This window comes from Streptomyces sp. NPDC030991 (genome assembly GCF_055571235.1).
Genome location: NZ_JBVIFR010000033.1, coordinates 1 through 15,189, shown reverse-complemented (window position 1 = coordinate 15,189; position 15,189 = coordinate 1). Strand labels below are relative to the sequence as shown.

18 protein-coding genes are annotated in these 15,189 nt (G+C 71.5%); 8 read left to right on the top strand and 10 right to left on the bottom strand.

Annotated features, from left to right (window positions below; translation table 11 throughout):
* Positions 1–65 precede the first annotated feature (65 nt).
* Positions 66–1,250 (bottom strand): alanine--tRNA ligase-related protein, encoded by a 1,185-nt coding sequence (locus ACZ45E_RS36970; protein ID WP_468230065.1) that lies wholly within the window; start codon positions 1,248–1,250, stop codon positions 66–68.
* Positions 1,251–1,595: 345 nt separating this feature from the next.
* The gene (locus ACZ45E_RS36965) at positions 1,596–1,859 is read right to left on the bottom strand and encodes a GlsB/YeaQ/YmgE family stress response membrane protein (protein ID WP_468230062.1); all 264 of its coding nucleotides are present in this window, start codon (positions 1,857–1,859) and stop codon (positions 1,596–1,598) included.
* A 139-nt stretch (positions 1,860–1,998) separates the two neighbouring features.
* Between ACZ45E_RS36965 and ACZ45E_RS36960 the strand changes: the two genes are divergently transcribed.
* Both ACZ45E_RS36960 and ACZ45E_RS36955 read left to right on the top strand, forming a co-directional pair.
* Positions 1,999–2,166, top strand: coding sequence for a hypothetical protein (locus ACZ45E_RS36960; protein ID WP_468230202.1), 168 nt, complete (start codon positions 1,999–2,001; stop codon positions 2,164–2,166).
* A 252-nt stretch (positions 2,167–2,418) separates the two neighbouring features.
* Positions 2,419–2,925 (top strand): hypothetical protein, encoded by a 507-nt coding sequence (locus ACZ45E_RS36955; RefSeq protein ID WP_468230060.1) that lies wholly within the window; start codon positions 2,419–2,421, stop codon positions 2,923–2,925.
* Between the two features lie 49 nt (positions 2,926–2,974).
* On the opposite strand, the gene ACZ45E_RS36950 is transcribed toward ACZ45E_RS36955, so the two are convergent.
* Entirely contained in the window at positions 2,975–5,029 is a 2,055-nt protein-coding gene (locus tag ACZ45E_RS36950; RefSeq protein ID WP_468230058.1) for a SpoIIE family protein phosphatase, read from the bottom strand.
* A gap of 159 nt (positions 5,030–5,188) precedes the next feature.
* Here ACZ45E_RS36950 and ACZ45E_RS36945 point away from each other — a divergent pair, with 159 nt between their 5' ends.
* Both ACZ45E_RS36945 and ACZ45E_RS36940 read left to right on the top strand, forming a co-directional pair.
* A complete protein-coding gene (locus ACZ45E_RS36945; RefSeq protein ID WP_468230055.1) occupies positions 5,189–5,935 on the top strand; it encodes a hypothetical protein in 747 nt (248 codons plus the stop codon).
* A gap of 110 nt (positions 5,936–6,045) precedes the next feature.
* Positions 6,046–6,477, top strand: a complete 432-nt coding sequence (locus ACZ45E_RS36940; protein WP_468230052.1) for an SRPBCC family protein — start codon at positions 6,046–6,048, stop codon at positions 6,475–6,477.
* Between the two features lie 89 nt (positions 6,478–6,566).
* On the opposite strand, the gene ACZ45E_RS36935 is transcribed toward ACZ45E_RS36940, so the two are convergent.
* From ACZ45E_RS36935 to ACZ45E_RS36925, 3 genes are all read right to left on the bottom strand, one after another.
* Positions 6,567–6,884 carry a hypothetical protein gene (locus ACZ45E_RS36935; protein WP_468230049.1) on the bottom strand — a complete coding sequence of 106 codons (318 nt, stop codon included), beginning with the start codon at positions 6,882–6,884 and terminating at the stop codon, positions 6,567–6,569.
* Between the two features lie 28 nt (positions 6,885–6,912).
* Entirely contained in the window at positions 6,913–7,467 is a 555-nt protein-coding gene (locus tag ACZ45E_RS36930; RefSeq protein ID WP_468230046.1) for a DoxX family protein, read from the bottom strand.
* 116 nt (positions 7,468–7,583) lie between these two features.
* Positions 7,584–7,970, bottom strand: coding sequence for an ATP-binding protein (locus ACZ45E_RS36925; RefSeq protein ID WP_468230044.1), 387 nt, complete (start codon positions 7,968–7,970; stop codon positions 7,584–7,586).
* Positions 7,971–8,194: 224 nt separating this feature from the next.
* On the opposite strand from ACZ45E_RS36925, the gene ACZ45E_RS36920 reads away from it, so the two are divergent.
* Positions 8,195–9,019: an aldo/keto reductase gene (locus ACZ45E_RS36920; protein ID WP_468230041.1), complete on the top strand. Its 825-nt coding sequence runs from the start codon at positions 8,195–8,197 to the stop codon at positions 9,017–9,019.
* A gap of 63 nt (positions 9,020–9,082) precedes the next feature.
* On the top strand, positions 9,083–10,102 hold the full coding sequence (locus ACZ45E_RS36915) for an aldo/keto reductase (RefSeq protein WP_468230038.1): 1,020 nt from the start codon (positions 9,083–9,085) through the stop codon (positions 10,100–10,102).
* A gap of 25 nt (positions 10,103–10,127) precedes the next feature.
* Here the strand turns inward: ACZ45E_RS36915 and ACZ45E_RS36910 are convergent, their stop codons facing one another.
* Together ACZ45E_RS36910 and ACZ45E_RS36905 are read right to left on the bottom strand one after the other, a co-directional pair.
* A complete protein-coding gene (locus ACZ45E_RS36910; protein ID WP_468230035.1) occupies positions 10,128–10,883 on the bottom strand; it encodes an SDR family NAD(P)-dependent oxidoreductase in 756 nt (251 codons plus the stop codon).
* 42 nt (positions 10,884–10,925) lie between these two features.
* Entirely contained in the window at positions 10,926–11,582 is a 657-nt protein-coding gene (locus ACZ45E_RS36905) for a maleylpyruvate isomerase N-terminal domain-containing protein (RefSeq protein WP_468230031.1), read from the bottom strand.
* 168 nt (positions 11,583–11,750) lie between these two features.
* Here ACZ45E_RS36905 and ACZ45E_RS36900 point away from each other — a divergent pair, with 168 nt between their 5' ends.
* Positions 11,751–13,115, top strand: coding sequence for an FAD-dependent oxidoreductase (locus ACZ45E_RS36900; protein ID WP_468230028.1), 1,365 nt, complete (start codon positions 11,751–11,753; stop codon positions 13,113–13,115).
* Between the two features lie 112 nt (positions 13,116–13,227).
* Here the strand turns inward: ACZ45E_RS36900 and ACZ45E_RS36895 are convergent, their stop codons facing one another.
* Both ACZ45E_RS36895 and msrA read right to left on the bottom strand, forming a co-directional pair.
* The gene (locus ACZ45E_RS36895) at positions 13,228–13,638 is read right to left on the bottom strand and encodes a hypothetical protein (protein ID WP_468230025.1); all 411 of its coding nucleotides are present in this window, start codon (positions 13,636–13,638) and stop codon (positions 13,228–13,230) included.
* A gap of 106 nt (positions 13,639–13,744) precedes the next feature.
* Positions 13,745–14,266 (bottom strand): peptide-methionine (S)-S-oxide reductase MsrA, encoded by a 522-nt coding sequence (msrA, locus tag ACZ45E_RS36890; protein WP_468230023.1) that lies wholly within the window; start codon positions 14,264–14,266, stop codon positions 13,745–13,747.
* 274 nt (positions 14,267–14,540) lie between these two features.
* On the opposite strand from msrA, the gene ACZ45E_RS36885 reads away from it, so the two are divergent.
* Positions 14,541–15,017 carry a peroxiredoxin gene (locus tag ACZ45E_RS36885; RefSeq protein ID WP_468230020.1) on the top strand — a complete coding sequence of 159 codons (477 nt, stop codon included), beginning with the start codon at positions 14,541–14,543 and terminating at the stop codon, positions 15,015–15,017.
* Positions 15,018–15,189: the final 172 nt, after the last annotated feature.

Below are 15,189 nucleotides of genomic sequence, written 5' to 3'. Positions count from 1 at the left end.
GGACCCCCTCCGTCGAGCCTGTCGGCGAACTCCACTCCGCCCCACCAGGCCCGCACGCACGCGGCCTACGAACTCCGGCTGGGCTCCTCGCAGCGCAGGCTCAGCACCAGTTCCCGGGGCAGGCCGTGCGTGTCGTGCAGATAGCGCAGGTCGTCCTCGTCGAGCGGGCCACGGAAGCGGGGGCGGGCCAGCACCTGACGGCCGCGCCGGAGGAGACCGGCGAAGCGGCGTTCCTCGTCGAGAAGCACCCGGCGCACCTCGTCCGGCTCCGTCGTCTGGCGGAAGCGGTCGAGCGTGTGCCGGGTCAACTCCTCGGGCAGGTCGACCAGTTGACGCGAGGGATCGTCCCGCCACAGGGCGGTGAGGGCGCGGCGGAGCAGTCTGCGCAGCACGTAGCCGCGGCCGGTGGCGCCCGGTCGCACCCCGTCCCCGATGACCACCATGGCCGAGCGCAGGTGGTCGCAGACGAGACGCGACGTCGGTACGTCCAGCCGCCACAGGTCCGGCACGCTGCGCCGCCACGGAGCGAAGACGTCGCAGTCGAAGACCGAGCGCTCGCCCTGGAGCAGCGAGGCCAGCCGTTCCAGGCCGAGCCCGGTGTCGACGTTGCGCTGCGGCAGCGGCACGAGAGAGCCGTCGGGCAGGCGACGGTGGCGCATCATCACGTGGTTCCACACCTCGACCCAGCGGTCGTCACGGGTGGGTGTCGAGCGCGGGGGCGTGTCACCGGTCCAGAGGAAGATCTCCGAGTCGGGGCCGCACGGGCCGGTCGGTCCGTTGGACCACCAGTTGTCCTCGACGGTGCACTCCACCGGCACCCCGCGCTCCTGCCACACGCGCAGGGAGTCCGTGTCCTGGCCCACCTGGTCGTCGCCGCCGAAGACCGTGGCGTGGAGCAGCCCCGGATCGATGCCGAGACCCTCGGTGAGCAGGCGGTGTCCCCAGTCGAGGCTCTGGGGGCCCTCGTAGTCGCCGAGCGACCAGGTGCCGAGCATCTCGAAGACCGTCAGATGGGTGGCGTCGCCGATCTCGTCCACGTCCGTGGTCCGCAGACAGCGCTGCACGTTGACCAGCCGCCGCCCGCGCTCGTGGGGCCGGCCCTCCAGGTACGGGGTGAGCGGATGCATGCCGGAGGTGGTGAAGAGGACGGGGTCGCCGGGGGGCGGGAGCAGCGTGGAGCCGGTGACGCGGTGGTGGCCGCGCTCCTCGTAGTACTCGACGAACGTGCGGGTGACGGATTCGGTGTTCATGGGGGTGGCTCCTTCGCGACGGGGCGGGGAGGCACCGGACACGGGGCCGCACGATCACCGGAGACCGGGCTGAAGCCTTGCGGAGCTGCCACGGAACCATCGGCGGGCCGTCTCCGGTCGCCGAGGTGGGGTGAAGGACGTCAGGCGGCGGCAACCGGCGAGCTGGTCGCTCGCGCGGTCGCGGTGGTGCGTGGCCCCATGACGTTCATACGGGCCACGGTAACGCGGCCCGCGCGGGAGCACACCCGAATTCCCGGCCCGTCGCGACGGGCCGGGGTGGAGCGGCGCCGGCGGGCCGAGGACGGGGCCGGGCCCCTCGGTGCCGCTCCACGGCCGCCCGGTAGGTCAGCGGCGGCCCTTGAGCCGGTCGAGCCCCGCGACACCGATGGCCGCCAGGCCGATCTGGATGATCAGTTCGATCCAGTCGATGCCCTTGGTGTCGGCGACGTCGAACGCCGCGGCGAGGGCCGTGCCGACGAGCGCGGCGACGATCCCGAACAGGATCGTCCACAGGATTCCGATGCGCTGGCGGCCGGGGAGGACCAGACGCCCGAGGATGCCGATCACGATGCCGATCACGATCGCGGTCAGGATGCCGGAGATCTCCATATCTGCACTCCTTCCGTTGGCGACGCAACTCCGCTGCGGAGTCGGGGAGTTGACGAGTGCCCCGCCGGAAGGGCCCTACGCGGGCGCTCGCCCGTGACGGCGGCCAGGACGGCGACGGGTCCGTGACGTGGCTCACGCCATGCGGCGTGGGTGGCCGGGTAGGCGGGTGCGTGCTCGCCTGGACAGATCCAGGGAGAACCACAAGAAACACCGACCCTGGGAGGTAGCGATGTCCTCGAAGCGACGCCGCAAGAAGAAGGCCCGCCGCAGGAACGGCGCCAACCACGGCAGCCGCCCCCAGTCCTAGGTGGCGCGGTCAGGGGCGGGGCGGCACATAGTGCCGCCCCGCCTTTTCGTGGGCGCCAGGGCGCACCTTTGCCGGTTCTTTTCATTTCGTCGCACAACCATTCCGCACGGCCCGCTCAGTGGCGGCGCCGGGGAATTTATTCCGATGCGCTGGAACTGCCGCGACGAATTTGTCATCTTCCCTTGTGACCAAGGAGCCCGGTTCTCCTCATTCCCGGGCGACCACGCACGTTGTACGGGGAAGGCACCTCAAATGCGCAGGACCATTCGCACCCGTTTCATCGCCGCAGGCGGCGTCGCCGCCGTGCTCACGCTCGCGGCCGTCACCCCGGCGCTCGCCGGACCGTCCCGGACCGGGACGCACAGCGCCTCGGTGGCCTCCGCCGGCGCCCAGCAGGGCGATCCGCGCAGCACCACCGACCGGGTCGCCCATTTCTACGGCGCCTACATCGACGCCGTCTGGGACAACGAGGACGCGGGTTCCGCCGCCGACGCCAAGGCGCTGCGCGGTTTCTATCTGTCGGCCGCCGCACAGAAGAAGGTGGCGGCTTTCGAGGCCCGGGAACACGCGGACGGAATCCTCTTCGCGCAGAACGTACCGGTGAAATGGAAGGTCGCGTACACGGGTTCGGGTGCCGGGCATTCCACGGCGCTGGTGACGCTCACATGGAGCGACGGGCAGAACCCCGAAATCACCAAGATCAAGGTGCAGTCCGACCTGAACACGCGGAAGATCACCGGTCTGGCCCCCGTCGGCTGATCCCGTGGCTCCGTCCCGCTCGGGGACCGCTTTCCGAGCGGGGGCGCGGTCAGTCGTCCGGGACGGTGAAGTCGCACCAGACGGCCTTGCCCTCACCCCGGGGCTCCACCCCCCAGTTCGACGCGATCGCCTCCACCATGAGCAGCCCACGCCCGGACGTGGCCGTCTCACCCGGCTCCCGTCTGCGCGGGCGGGTGCTGGAGCGGTCCTTCACCCACAGGCGGACACGGCAGGGTGGCCCGGAGAGCACCTCAAGGGTGAGGATGGCGCCGCCCTCGGTGTGGACCAGGGCGTTGACCAGGAGTTCGCCGGCCGCCACCTCGACGTCGTCGGCCACCGCGCCGAGACCCCACGCCGCGAGGTGGCCCCGCAGCGCCGCGCGCGTGTCGGCGAGTCCTTCCGGGTCGGCCTGATGGACGTACCGGTGGATGCGGGGCTCCTGGGGCGTACCGGGATCGGGCAGCCGGCGCAGCACCAGGAGCGCCACGTCGTCACTGCTGCCCCATCTCTCCCACAGCGCCCGCGAGAGGTGATCGGCCAGTTCCTCGGCCGGCTCGGGGCCGCCGCTCAGCACCTCGACGAGGTTGTGGATGCCCGTGTCGAGGTCGAGCCCCGAATCCTCCACGAGCCCGTCCGTGCACAGCACCAGCGTCTCGCCCGGCACGAGATCGAGCCGCACCTCCGGATAGTCCTCCATGCCGAAGTCGGTGGCGAGCCCCAGCGGCAGCCCGCCCTGCACCCGCGGGACGCCCACCCGTCCGTCGACGTGGCGCACGAGGGGCGGCAGATGCCCGGCCCGGACCGCCCGCACGATGCCGGTGGCCGGGTCGAACTGTGCGTAGGTGCAGGTGGCGAACCGCTCGGTGTCCAGCTCGGCCAGGAAACGGGAGGCGCGGGAGAGCACCGTCGCGGGCGCGTGCCCCTCCCCGGCGAAGGCCCGCAGCGCGATGCGCAGCTGCCCCATGATGGCCGCGGCGTGGGTGTCGTGCCCTTGTACGTCGCCGACGACCACGCCGATGCGCCCCCGGGGCAGCGCGATGACGTCGTAGAAGTCGCCGCCGACGTCACGTCCGCCCCAGGCGGCGTGGTAGCGCACGGCGATCTCGGAGTCGGCGACCTGCGGGAGGTCGCGCGGCAACATCGTGGCCTGGAGGCTCTTGGCGAGGTCCCGCTCCTCGTCGAAGAGCATGGCGCGCTGCAGCGACTGGGCGACGATGCCGGAGAGGCCGATGCAGAGGTTGCGGTCCGCGTCGGTGAACTCCTTGCGGCCGCGGTAGAAGAGGGCGAGCCCGCCGATGGCGCGGTCCTGCGCGACCAGGGGCAGGAACGCCGCCGAGTCCAGCCTCATCTCGTCGATGTAGGGGCCCAGAAGGGTGAAGTGCCGTGCCGGGTCGGGCAGCGAGCCCATGAAGCGGGGCCGGCGCGTCGTGACGGCCTGGGCCAGCGGCAGCGACGCGTCGACATTGTGCAGCTTGAGTTCGTCGAGGGCCTGCATCGTCTGGCCCACGAGGGCGATCAGCTTGAGGTGGTCCCCCTCGACGAGCCCGAGGACGAGGCCGTCGGCGGCGAACCGGTCGAGTCCGCTCGCGCCGGAGAGCACGGCCACCACGTCGTCGACGGTGACGGCACGGGAGAGGGCGTCCGTGGTGCCCTGCACCATGAGGGCGATGCCCTGGCGCCGTTCCTCCCCGGGGTCGACGGCCGCGAGCTCCGTCCCGTCGTCCGACGCCGTGCGGATCATCCCCACGGCGCGCACCGGCCGCCCGTGCTCGTCGCGCAGGATGCGGCCGCGGGCGTGGTCAAGGTGGAGGGTGCCGTCACGGTGTCGGGCGCGGAAGTAGACGCCGTAGCAGTCGGCGCCCGAGGTGATCGCCTCCGTCACCGCGAAGGTGATCCGCACGATCTCCTCGGAGGACATGCGCTGGAGCAGGGAGGAGACCGAACCGCCGAACTCGCCGGGGCTCAGGTCGAGCAGCGCGAGAGCGCTCGCGTCGAGGCTCACCTCGCCGCTCTCCAGGTCCCAGTCGAAGCTGCCTGTGCCGGTCAGGGACATGCGCTGTTCCAGACCGATGTGTGTCTTCCTTGACTTCCTGGCTGAGGTCATCGCTGTCTCCGGTATGCCGCTCGACCACCGTAAGCCGGAAAGTGACAATCGGCCTTCCGGTGATCCATCGGGCACCTGGGGTAGTCGGGGCGTCCCAGGGCCCCGACGGCCGTGGGACGAGCGGAGGACCACCCGTGTCCCCGGGAAGGAGCAGACCTCATGAGGGTCGGTAGAGCGCTGACGACCGCGGTCGCCGGAGCGGCTTTGATGGCGATGGCGGGATGCGGTGACAGTGACGCTGGCGACGACAAGCCCTTCGCGGGCAAGAGCGCCGACGAGATCGCCGCCGACGCGGTCAAGGCCACGGAACAGGCCGACTCGATGCGCATGAAGGGGACCGTGCGGCAGTCCTCCGGGGCCTCGGTCACCGTCGACCTGGCCGTGGACCGGCGCAAGAACTGTGACGGCACCATCCGGACGAATGGGGCGAGCGCGGACGTCCGGCACACCGACGCGACCTTGTACCTGCGGGGCGACGAGAAGTACTGGCGGAACGCTCTCAAGGGGCAGCCCGGCGGCGACAAGATCGTGCCGAAGGTGGTCGACAAATGGGTGAAGTCGCCCGCGGACGACTCGATGACCCAGGGGCTGTGCGACAAGCAGGGGCTCGTCTCGTCCATGGACGAGAACAAGTCGGAGCGCAAGGGGATGAAGAAGGGCTCGACCACCACCGTGGACGGCGCCGAGGCGATCCGCCTGACGAAGAAGGCCGCCGGGGGCGAGACGCTCACCCTGTACGTGGCCACCAAGGGCAAGCCCTACATCCTGCGTACGACGTCCAGCGGCGGCAAGGACCCCAACACCGCCACGTTCAGCGACTACGGGAAGCCGGTCCGCCCGCAGGAGCCCGCCGCCGGCGAGACGGTGGACCTGAAGGAGCTCGCCGGCTCCGAGCAGAAGGCCTGACGCCGGCCCGCGTGGCCCGAAGACGAAGGGGTAACGGAGCCCCGTGCCGTCCGGGCCCCGAAGGCCCCTGGCCGCCCGCTACCGAGGAAACCACCAGGAAAGAGGTGCGCATGTCCGCGTCCCTGCTCGAGTCCGTCGACCTCCAGGCACCTGTCTCCGTCGCCTGGGAGCTGTGGAGTGACGTGTCCCGGTGGCCGTCCTTCCTGAGCCACGTACGTCTGGTCGAGCCCATGGACGAGCGACGCTTCGCGTGGCAGCTGGAGCTGCCCGGCGCGGAGAAGAACTTCGTCGCCGAACTGACGGAGGTGGTTCCCGAGAACCGCATCGCCTGGCACACCGTCGAGGGCGTGGACCACGCCGGAGTGGTGACCTTCCACCGCCTCGACGACACCAGGAGCCGGGTGACGCTCCAGATCGAGTACGACCCGAAGGGCTTCGTGGAACGTCTCGGCGCCCTCACCAATCTCGACTCCGCGCTGGCCAACTACGACCTCGGCGAGTTCCAGAAGCTCGCCGAGACGGTGGCGCGGCAGCGGGTCTGAGACGACGACGCGGCGCCCGTCCCGGTGGGGGCGGGCGCCGCGGTGTGTCGTGGTCCTGCGGGGCGAGGTCAGGGTCTTGCGGGGCGAGGTCAGGCCGGGTTGTCGATCCCGGTCACGGCCGGCGGGCCCAGCGGAGCCTCGTCCGCGGTGAACCCCGCGCCGCGCAGCGCCTCCGCGGCCGTCCGCTCGGCCTTGAGCTGGGCTTCCTCACCGGCGCCCGCGGTCACCTCCAGCCGCATGCTGAAGGTGTTGTCGTCGTTGACGGTGAGCAGGTCGAGGTCCTCCTCGCGGCCCAGCTCCGTCTGGTTCGGGTCCGCCGGACGCAGGCGTGCGGCGATGTCGGCCCGCGCCCGCTCGTCCGCGTCACGCAGGAACGTGCCCGGGATGGTGATGACAAATGTGGTCACGAGGTTCTCCCTTTCTCGGCGGCTCGCCTCAGAGGTGCTCGGAGACAGCCTGGCGTGCGGTCGACGGAAGCGCGCGCACCGCGCCGGAGGCTCCCCGCAGCGTCTGTGCGGCATCCCGCCGCGCGCGTCGTGCGTTCTTGCGTCCGCTCGCCGCGGCGCCCCGGGTGCGGTACGCCACCGAGGGCTTCCCGTGCGTGTCGGCCGCGGCGATGAGCAGGCCGCCGATCAGGGAGAGGTTCTTCATGAACTGTGTCCGCTGCCGTGCGCGCTGCTCGGGGTCCTTCTCCTTCCACCAGGCGTGGCCCGCGATCGTCGTCGGCACGAGAGAGCCGGCGAGCGCGAGGGAGGCGACGCGGGGCAGCCTTCCGGCCGCCAGCATCAGGCCCGCTCCGATCTGCACCGCCGCGTTGATCCTGACCAGTTGCTCCGGGTCGTCGGGCAGGCGCGGTACGCGCGTCGCCACGGGCACCGCCACGGGTTCCGCGGCGGACGCGACGCGCCCCGGGTCGCGGAGCGTGGAGAGCCCGCCGGTGACGAAGACCGAAGCGAGCATCGGACGTGCGGCTTTCCTCAGTACGGTCATGCCCGCCGTCTTCCCCCTGTGCTCCCTCTCAGTCCGCGCTCCGTCCGCGTTCTGAACGGGTTCCTGAACGGGTTCCGCCCGGCGGGAGCGAGCGGCACGCGCGGCGCGCCGTCCGGTCACAGCGGCAGCACGGCGACGATGGTCTTTCCGCCGGTGTGCAGGCGTATGTCCACCCGGTCGGCGATCCGGCGCACCAGCGGCCAGCCGAAGCCGCCGGGCCGGGCCGGGTCGGCGGCGTCGCTCCGCGGGGTCGCGCTGCTGTGGTCGCGCACCGACACCTCCACCGTCCCGGGGCCGCTGCGAAGCCGGAGACCGGCGAGACCTCCGGCGTGCCGTACGGCGTTGGTGACGAGCTCCGAGACGACCAGGAGGACGTCCTGCGCCGCGGCCCGGTCGCCGGGTGCCGCGTCGCGCAGGAATCCCCGGGTCAGGTCCCTGGCCCGGGCCGCGGCCTCGGTGCCACCGCCCCGCAGGGACTCGCCGCTCGCCTCACATGTATGCACGATCAGGTGCCCCCATCGACGTTCCGGCCGCGGTCGTGTGGCCGTCACTGTTCGCCTGCCCTTGAGCGCCCGCCGCACCGCGCCGATGATGTGAAGAATCCGCGACCGTCCCACGCCGCTATCCCGCGTTTGCATTTAACCCGCGTACGCAATTATTGTTGTCGCTTGTAAAGCCCCGGGCGCACAGCGCCGCGCGGCACGGACGCACGACAAGGGACGATCACATGTCCGACATCCCCACCGTCACTCTCAACAACGGCATCACCATGCCGCAACTCGGCTTCGGTGTCTTCCAGGTACCCGACGAGGAGACCACCGCGGCCGTCGCCACCGCCCTCGACGCCGGCTACCGCAGCATCGACACCGCCGCGATCTACGGCAACGAACGCGGCGTGGGCCGGGCGCTCGCCGACTCCGGGATCGCCCGCGACGAGCTGTTCGTCACCACCAAGCTGTGGAACGCCGACCAGGGCCACGACGCCGCGCTCGCCGCCTTCGACGCCTCCCTGGACAAGCTGGGCCTCGACCACGTCGACCTCTACCTCATCCACTGGCCGACGCCGGCCCGCGACCTCTACGTCGAGACCTGGCGGGCCATGGAGAAGCTGCTCGCCGAGGGACGCACGCGCGCCATCGGCGTCTCCAACTTCCAGCCCTCCCACCTCGAACGCCTGCTGGACAGCGCGTCGGTCGTCCCGGCCGTCAACCAGATCGAGCTCCACCCGGGCCTCCAGCAGCGGGAGCTGCGCGCCTTCCACGCCCGCCATGGCATCGCCACCGAAGCCTGGAGCCCGCTCGCCCAGGGTGCCGTCCTCGGGGACGAGGCCGTCACCATGATCGCCGCGCGGCACGGCAAAAGCCCGGCCCAGGTGGTGCTGCGCTGGCACCTGCAGCTCGGCAACGTGGTGATCCCCAAGTCCGTCACCGAGACCCGCATCCGCGAGAACCTCGACGTCCTCGGCTTCCGGCTGAGCCCGCAGGAGATGGAGGCCCTCACCGCGGCCGACCGCGGTCTGCGCACGGGCCCGGACCCCGACACCCTCAACTGACCACCCGGCCCCAGCCGCACACACCCACAACTCCCCCACGCAGTACGGATTCGAGGCACCACCATGAGCATTCGCACCCTGCTGCCGGGCCGCATCGGCTTCGGCACCGCACCGCTCGGCAACATGTTCCGCGCCATCCCCGACGAAGAGGCCGCAGCGACCGTGCAGGCCGCCTGGGACCAGGGCATCCGCTACTTCGACACCGCGCCCCTGTACGGCGCGGGCCTCGCCGAGATCCGCCTCGGCGACGTCCTCTCCCAGCAGCCGCGCGACGCGTACGTCCTGTCCACGAAGGTCGGCCGGGTCATCCTCGACGAGACCGAGAACCCCACGAGCCGTGAACTCGGCGAGAAGGGAGCCCTGTTCGAGCACGGGCGGCCCAACAAGATCGTCAACGACTACAGCGCCGACGCGACGCTCCGCTCGGTCGAGGACAGCCTCAAGCGCCTGAAGACGGACCGCCTCGACATCGTCTGGGTCCACGACATCGCCCAGGACTTCTACGGCGACGAGTGGGTGCACATGTACGAGAGCGCCCGCACCGGCGCGTTCCGGGCGCTGACCCGACTGCGCGAGGAGGGCATCATCAAGGCCTGGGGCCTCGGCGTCAACAAGGTCGAGCCGCTGGAGATGACCCTGGACCTGGAGGAGCCGCGCCCCGACGCGTTCCTCCTCGCCGGCCGCTACACGCTGCTCGACCACGAGCGTGCCCTGCAGCGCCTGCTGCCCGCGGCCGCCGAGGCGGACGTCGACATCGTCGTCGGCGGCCCCTACAGCTCCGGCATCCTCGCGGGCGGTAGCCACTTCGAGTACGGCGAGGCGCCCGCCCACATCGTCGAGAAGGTCGGCCTGATCAAGAGCCTCGCCCAGGAGCACGGCATCGGCATCAAGTCCGCCGCCCTCCAGTTCGTGCTGGCCCATCCGGCCGTCGCCGCGGTCATCCCCGGCGCGACGCGCCCCGCCCGCATCGCCGAGGACCTGGGGGCGCTCGCCGAGGAGGTCCCGTACGCCTTCTGGAAGGCCCTGCGCGAGCGGAACGTGATCGCGCACGAGGCTCCGGTGCCCCTGAAGAACCCGTCCTGACCTGGGCATCCGCCCCCGGCGAGCCCTAACCGAGCGTGTGGCCGCCGTTGACCTTGATCCGCTCTCCGGTCACGAAGGCCGCCTGCGCGGAGACGAGGTAGGCCACGGCGGCGGCGACATCGTCCGGGTCGCCCATGCGGCGCAGCGGGACTTCCGCGGCGTAGGCGTCGAGTGACGCGGAGGAGACATCGGCGTGCCGCTCGACCGGGATCCAGCCCGGGGCCACGGTGTTGACCGTGATCCCGTACGGGCCGAGCGCGCGGGCCCAGCACTCGGTCAGGCTGTGCTGGGCGGCCTTGGCCGCCGTGTACGCCGACATCTCGGGCAGTGCCCGCTCGATCACGTCCGACCCGATCTGGACGATGCGGCCGCCGCCGCGCTCGCGCATGGCCGGCAGTACCGCCTGCATCAGCAGGGTGGGGCTCTTGACGAAGAAGGTGAGCTGGTCGAGGTGGTCCTGCCAGGTCACGGCGGTCGGGTCGAGTTCGGGCTGCGGGCCGGTGGCGTTGACGACGAGCGTGGCGACGGGGCCGAGCCGGGCGGTGACGTCCGCGACGAGTTCCGTGACCGCGCTCTCGTCCGTGACGTCGGCGGCGAACGCCTCCGCGGTCCCGCCCGCGGAGCGGATGTCCGTCACGACCCCGCCGGCCGCGTCGGCGCCCGACCGGTACACGACGGCGACCGGGTGCCCCTGGGCCGCGAGACGCCGGGCGATCACGGCTCCGAGGCCGCGGGAGGCGCCGGTGACCACGGCCGTGCCGGGGGTGGTGGTAGGTGTCATACCGACAACATATGCGGCCGGGTGGGCGCCGCCCCAGGGGTCTCAGCCCAGGATGAGCGGGAGCTTCGCCGCGAGGCCACCAAGGGCGGCGGCCTGCTCGTCGGTGGGTGCGCGGCGCCCCGTGCCGATCAGCAGCGCCTCCGCGTCCGGGAGCGACGACGGGAACGCGGCGCCCGCGATCTTCTCCAGCGCGGCGCGCGCCGTGGCCAGGGTCTCGGCGGGCGGCCGCGGCGCCGACGGCAGGTGGGCGACGAGATCGAGATGGTGCAGTGTCCATTCGAGGACGTACGCCGACAGGTAGTCGCCGACGGTCAGCACCTTGTCCTGGGTGGCGACACGGGCCGCCGGATCGGCGAGCTCGGCGGCGCGGCCCGCTGCGGAGCCGACGTCGTCGAGGTGGAAGGTGAGCAGGCGCGGTTCGCCGTACGCGGCGGCCAGCCGGGGGATCAGCGCGTCCAGCGGATCGTCGCCCGTCGGAGGCTCGGCCAGCAGCTCCCAGTAGCCGGTCGCGTCCACGGTCGGTTCGGTGTCGGCGGGGGTGACCAGGGTGATCAGGACGTCCTGCGCGTCGATGACCAGATGGCACACCAGGTCCCGCACGAGCCAGCCGACACAGCCGGACGGTCGCGTGAAATCCTCGTCGTCGAGGTCGGCGACCGCGGTACGCAGGGCTGCCCAGGAGCGCGCGAAGGGATCCATCCCGGCACGGTAGGCCCGCGGAGCCGCGCGAACAAGCACCCCAAGGATGCCTGGGACAACCCATAACCGCGCCTTATGCCCCCATAGACGGGACCCGCCTGCCAACTAAGGCTTGCCTTACTTTAAGATCTCTGGAGTACTCCGCTTTCCTTCGAAGGGAACCTGAACATGCCTCGCCCTCTGCGGGTCGCCATTGTCGGAGCGGGCCCCGCCGGCATCTACGCCGCCGACGCTCTGCTGAAGTCCGCAGTGGCCACCGAGCCCGGCGTCTCCATCGACCTGTTCGAGCGCATGCCCGCCCCCTTCGGCCTGATCCGCTACGGCGTGGCGCCCGACCACCCGCGGATCAAGGGCATCATCACGGCCCTGCACCAGGTTCTCGACAAGCCGCAGATCCGTCTCTTCGGCAACGTCGACTACCCGCGCGACATCGACCTCGACGATCTGCGCAGCTTCTACGACGCCGTCATCTTCTCCACCGGCGCCACCGCGGACCGGCACCTCGACATCCCGGGCCTCGAACTCGACGGTTCGTACGGCGCGGCCGACTTCGTCTCCTGGTACGACGGCCACCCCGACGTGCCAAGGACCTGGCCGCTCGACGCGGAGAAGGTCGCCGTCCTCGGCGTCGGCAACGTCGCGCTCGATGTCGCCCGCATCCTCGCCAAGACCGCCGAGGAGCTGCTGCCGACGGAGATCCCGCCGAACGTGCACGCCGGCCTGGAGGCCAACAAGGCGCGGGAGATCCACGTGTTCGGCCGCCGTGGACCGGCCCAGGCCAAGTTCAGCCCGATGGAGCTGCGGGAGCTCGACCACTCCCCCACCATCGAGGTCATCGTCAACCCCGAGGACATCGACTACGACGAGGGCTCGATCGCGACGCGCCGCGCCAACAAGCAGGCCGACATGGTCGCCAAGACGCTGGAGAACTGGGCGATCCGCGACACCGGTACGCGCCCGCACAAGCTGTTCCTGCACTTCTTCGAGTCGCCCACGGAGATCATCGGCGAGGACGGGAAGGTGGCCGGGTTGCGCACGGAGCGCACCGCGCTCGACGGCACCGGCAACGTCAAGGGGACCGGCGCCTTCACCGACTGGGACGTCACCGCGGTCTACCGCGCCGTCGGCTACCTCTCCGACGAACTGCCCAAGCTCCCCTGGGACGTCGCCACCGGCACGGTTCCCGACGAGGGCGGCCGCGTGATCCAGGAGACCGGCGAGCACCTGCAGTCCACGTACGTCACCGGATGGATCCGGCGCGGACCGATCGGTCTGATCGGTCACACCAAGGGCGACGCCAACGAGACCGTCGCCAGTCTCCTGGACGACCACGGCAACGGCCGTCTGCACACCCCGTCCGCCCCCGCCCCCGAGGCCGTCGACGCCTTCCTGGGCGAGCGCGGTGTCCGGTACACCACGTGGGACGGCTGGTACCGGCTCGACGCGGCCGAGAAGGCGCTCGGTGAGCCGCAGACGCGCGAGCGCGTCAAGATCGTCGAGCGCGACGCGATGCTCGACGCCAGTGGTGCCTGAGCCGGCGCCGGCGGTCCGCCCGCACTGAAGAATTCGCCTGAAGAACCCGAAGGGGCCCCTGCCGCGCATCGCGGCAGGGGCCCCTTCGGGCTCTTCGGTCTCCGGGGCGGCCTCAGCCCGGCTCCTCGAACGGCGTCACGCGGTGGTAGGCCGCACGCGCGTGCAGCAGCCGCCCCGCGACCGTCCCCACGACCGCCGCGACCAGCAGGAGCGCCATCCAGCCGGGATCCCGGTGGCCGGCCCAGGACAGTTCGCCGGTCGGCTCCGTGCCCACGACGTTCAGACAGGCCCAGCAGAGGAGCGCGGTGCCCGGGGCCGCGGTGAGACGGCCCCGCGTGCCGAGCAGCCCGGCAAGCAGCGAGAGCAGCAGCAGCGCCAGGCCCGTACGGTCGAGGAAGCCCAGCACGTGCAGGACGCCCACCAGCGCGAACGCGCCGAGGTACGCGGCGGTCCAGATGAGCGGCGTCGCCCACGGCTCCGGGACCTGCCGGACGCCCCGGCCGATCCTTCTCCACACCACCACTGCCGACTACCTCCCGCACACCGCTCCGGCCGGGGCGCGTCGGCCGGTCCCCTCGATCGGCGCCCGGCAGCACGCTACCGCCCGCCCGGGAGCGCGCGGCGGCGGGTCAGCCGGCAGTGGTTTCCGCGCGCTTCGGCAACTTCCAGTTCGGCCGGGGGAAGTGGCAGGTGTAGCCGTTCGGGTAGCGCTCCAGGTAGTCCTGGTGCTCGGGCTCGGCCTCCCAGAAGTCGCCGAGCGGCTCCACCTCGGTGACCACCTTGCCCGGCCACAGCCCGCTCGCCTCGACGTCGGCGATGGTGTCCAGGGCGACGGCGCGCTGCCGCTCGTCGGCGTAGTAGATGGCCGAGCGGTAGCTGCGCCCGATGTCGTTGCCCTGGCGGTCCCGGGTGGTCGGGTCGTGGATCTGGAAGAAGAACTCCAGCTGCTCCCGGAAACTGGTGACCGCCGGGTCGTAGACGATCTCGATCGCCTCGGCGTGGTCGCCGTGATCGCGGTACGTGGCGTTCGGTGTGTCACCGCCGCTGTACCCGACCCGCGTGGAGACCACGCCGGGCTGCTTGCGGATCAAGTCCTCCATGCCCCAGAAGCAGCCTCCGGCCAGCACAGCCTTCTCGGTTCCCACGGTCATGCGAAACTCCCTGCCCACGTCGGTACGGACGGTCCGTTCTCCTCCCGGGCCGTCGGTTCCTGTAACGCACGGCGACGTCAGCCGATTCCCACCCCAAGGCGGGCCACGTCCGCCCGTGCCTCGCCCTTGGTCAGGTCGCCGCCGTTTCGACGTTCTGGTCATGCGTGTTCATGGGACCACCCCTCCCCGCCGGAGCGCCCCGTCGACAAGCGCTACCGCCGAGTAGGATCTCGCGTGTCCTGTACCGCTCCGCACCAGCGCCCGGGAGCCCTCCGTGTCCGCGTCCCCCCGTGTCCAAGTCGGTTCCCTCGTGGAGGACTTCACCCTGCCCGACGAGACGGGCACCCCCGTGACGCTCTCCTCCCTGCTGGCCGAGGGACCGGTGGTGGTGTTCTTCTACCCGGCCGCGATGACCCCGGGCTGCACGGCGGAGGCCTGCCACTTCCGGGATCTGGCCGCCGAGTTCGCCGCGGTCGGCGCCCGGCCCGTCGGGATCAGCGCGGACACCGTGGAGCGGCAGCGGGAGTTCGCCGGGCGGCACACGCTCGGCTTCCCGCTGCTGTCCGACCCTGAGGGCGCGGTGCGCGGCCGGTTCGGGGTGGCGCGCGGCTTCGGGCCGTTGCCGACCAAGCGGGCCACCTTCGTCATCGGGACCGACCGGCGCGTCCTCGAAGTCGTCCGCAGCGAGTTCCGGATGAGCACCCACGCCGACCGGGCGCTGGCGACTCTGCGCGCGGCCGACGCCCGGTAGCGGCCCGCGCCCGTGACCTGCCGTCGCTCCCCCGGCTGCCCCATGCCGCCCGGCCCGCACCCGGAGTGCGACCACAAGCCCTAGCTGTAATGCCGCGGGAGGTTGTGGACGGGTGATGCAGGTCTCGGCTTAGGGATCTTGAACGGGTGAGGGCCTTCCGGGTTCGGTGTGG

Bases quoted from the DNA above. Each gene is read 5' to 3' on its own strand.
- ACZ45E_RS36955 (WP_468230060.1), top strand. From the start codon at position 2,419: ATGCGCAGGACCATTCGCACCCGTTTCATCGCCGCAGGCGGCGTCGCC.
- ACZ45E_RS36910 (WP_468230035.1), bottom strand. From the start codon at position 10,883: ATGACACCTACCACCACCCCCGGCACGGCCGTGGTCACCGGCGCCTCC.
- ACZ45E_RS36900 (WP_468230028.1), top strand. From the start codon at position 11,751: ATGCCTCGCCCTCTGCGGGTCGCCATTGTCGGAGCGGGCCCCGCCGGC.
- ACZ45E_RS36940 (WP_468230052.1), top strand. From the start codon at position 6,046: ATGTCCGCGTCCCTGCTCGAGTCCGTCGACCTCCAGGCACCTGTCTCC.
- ACZ45E_RS36960 (WP_468230202.1), top strand. From the start codon at position 1,999: ATGCGGCGTGGGTGGCCGGGTAGGCGGGTGCGTGCTCGCCTGGACAGA.
- ACZ45E_RS36950 (WP_468230058.1), bottom strand. From the start codon at position 5,029: ATGACCTCAGCCAGGAAGTCAAGGAAGACACACATCGGTCTGGAACAG.
- ACZ45E_RS36970 (WP_468230065.1), bottom strand. From the start codon at position 1,250: ATGAACACCGAATCCGTCACCCGCACGTTCGTCGAGTACTACGAGGAG.
- ACZ45E_RS36905 (WP_468230031.1), bottom strand. From the start codon at position 11,582: ATGGATCCCTTCGCGCGCTCCTGGGCAGCCCTGCGTACCGCGGTCGCC.
- ACZ45E_RS36915 (WP_468230038.1), top strand. From the start codon at position 9,083: ATGAGCATTCGCACCCTGCTGCCGGGCCGCATCGGCTTCGGCACCGCA.
- ACZ45E_RS36920 (WP_468230041.1), top strand. From the start codon at position 8,195: ATGTCCGACATCCCCACCGTCACTCTCAACAACGGCATCACCATGCCG.
- msrA (WP_468230023.1), bottom strand. From the start codon at position 14,266: ATGACCGTGGGAACCGAGAAGGCTGTGCTGGCCGGAGGCTGCTTCTGG.
- ACZ45E_RS36965 (WP_468230062.1), bottom strand. From the start codon at position 1,859: ATGGAGATCTCCGGCATCCTGACCGCGATCGTGATCGGCATCGTGATC.
- ACZ45E_RS36945 (WP_468230055.1), top strand. From the start codon at position 5,189: ATGAGGGTCGGTAGAGCGCTGACGACCGCGGTCGCCGGAGCGGCTTTG.
- ACZ45E_RS36930 (WP_468230046.1), bottom strand. From the start codon at position 7,467: ATGACCGTACTGAGGAAAGCCGCACGTCCGATGCTCGCTTCGGTCTTC.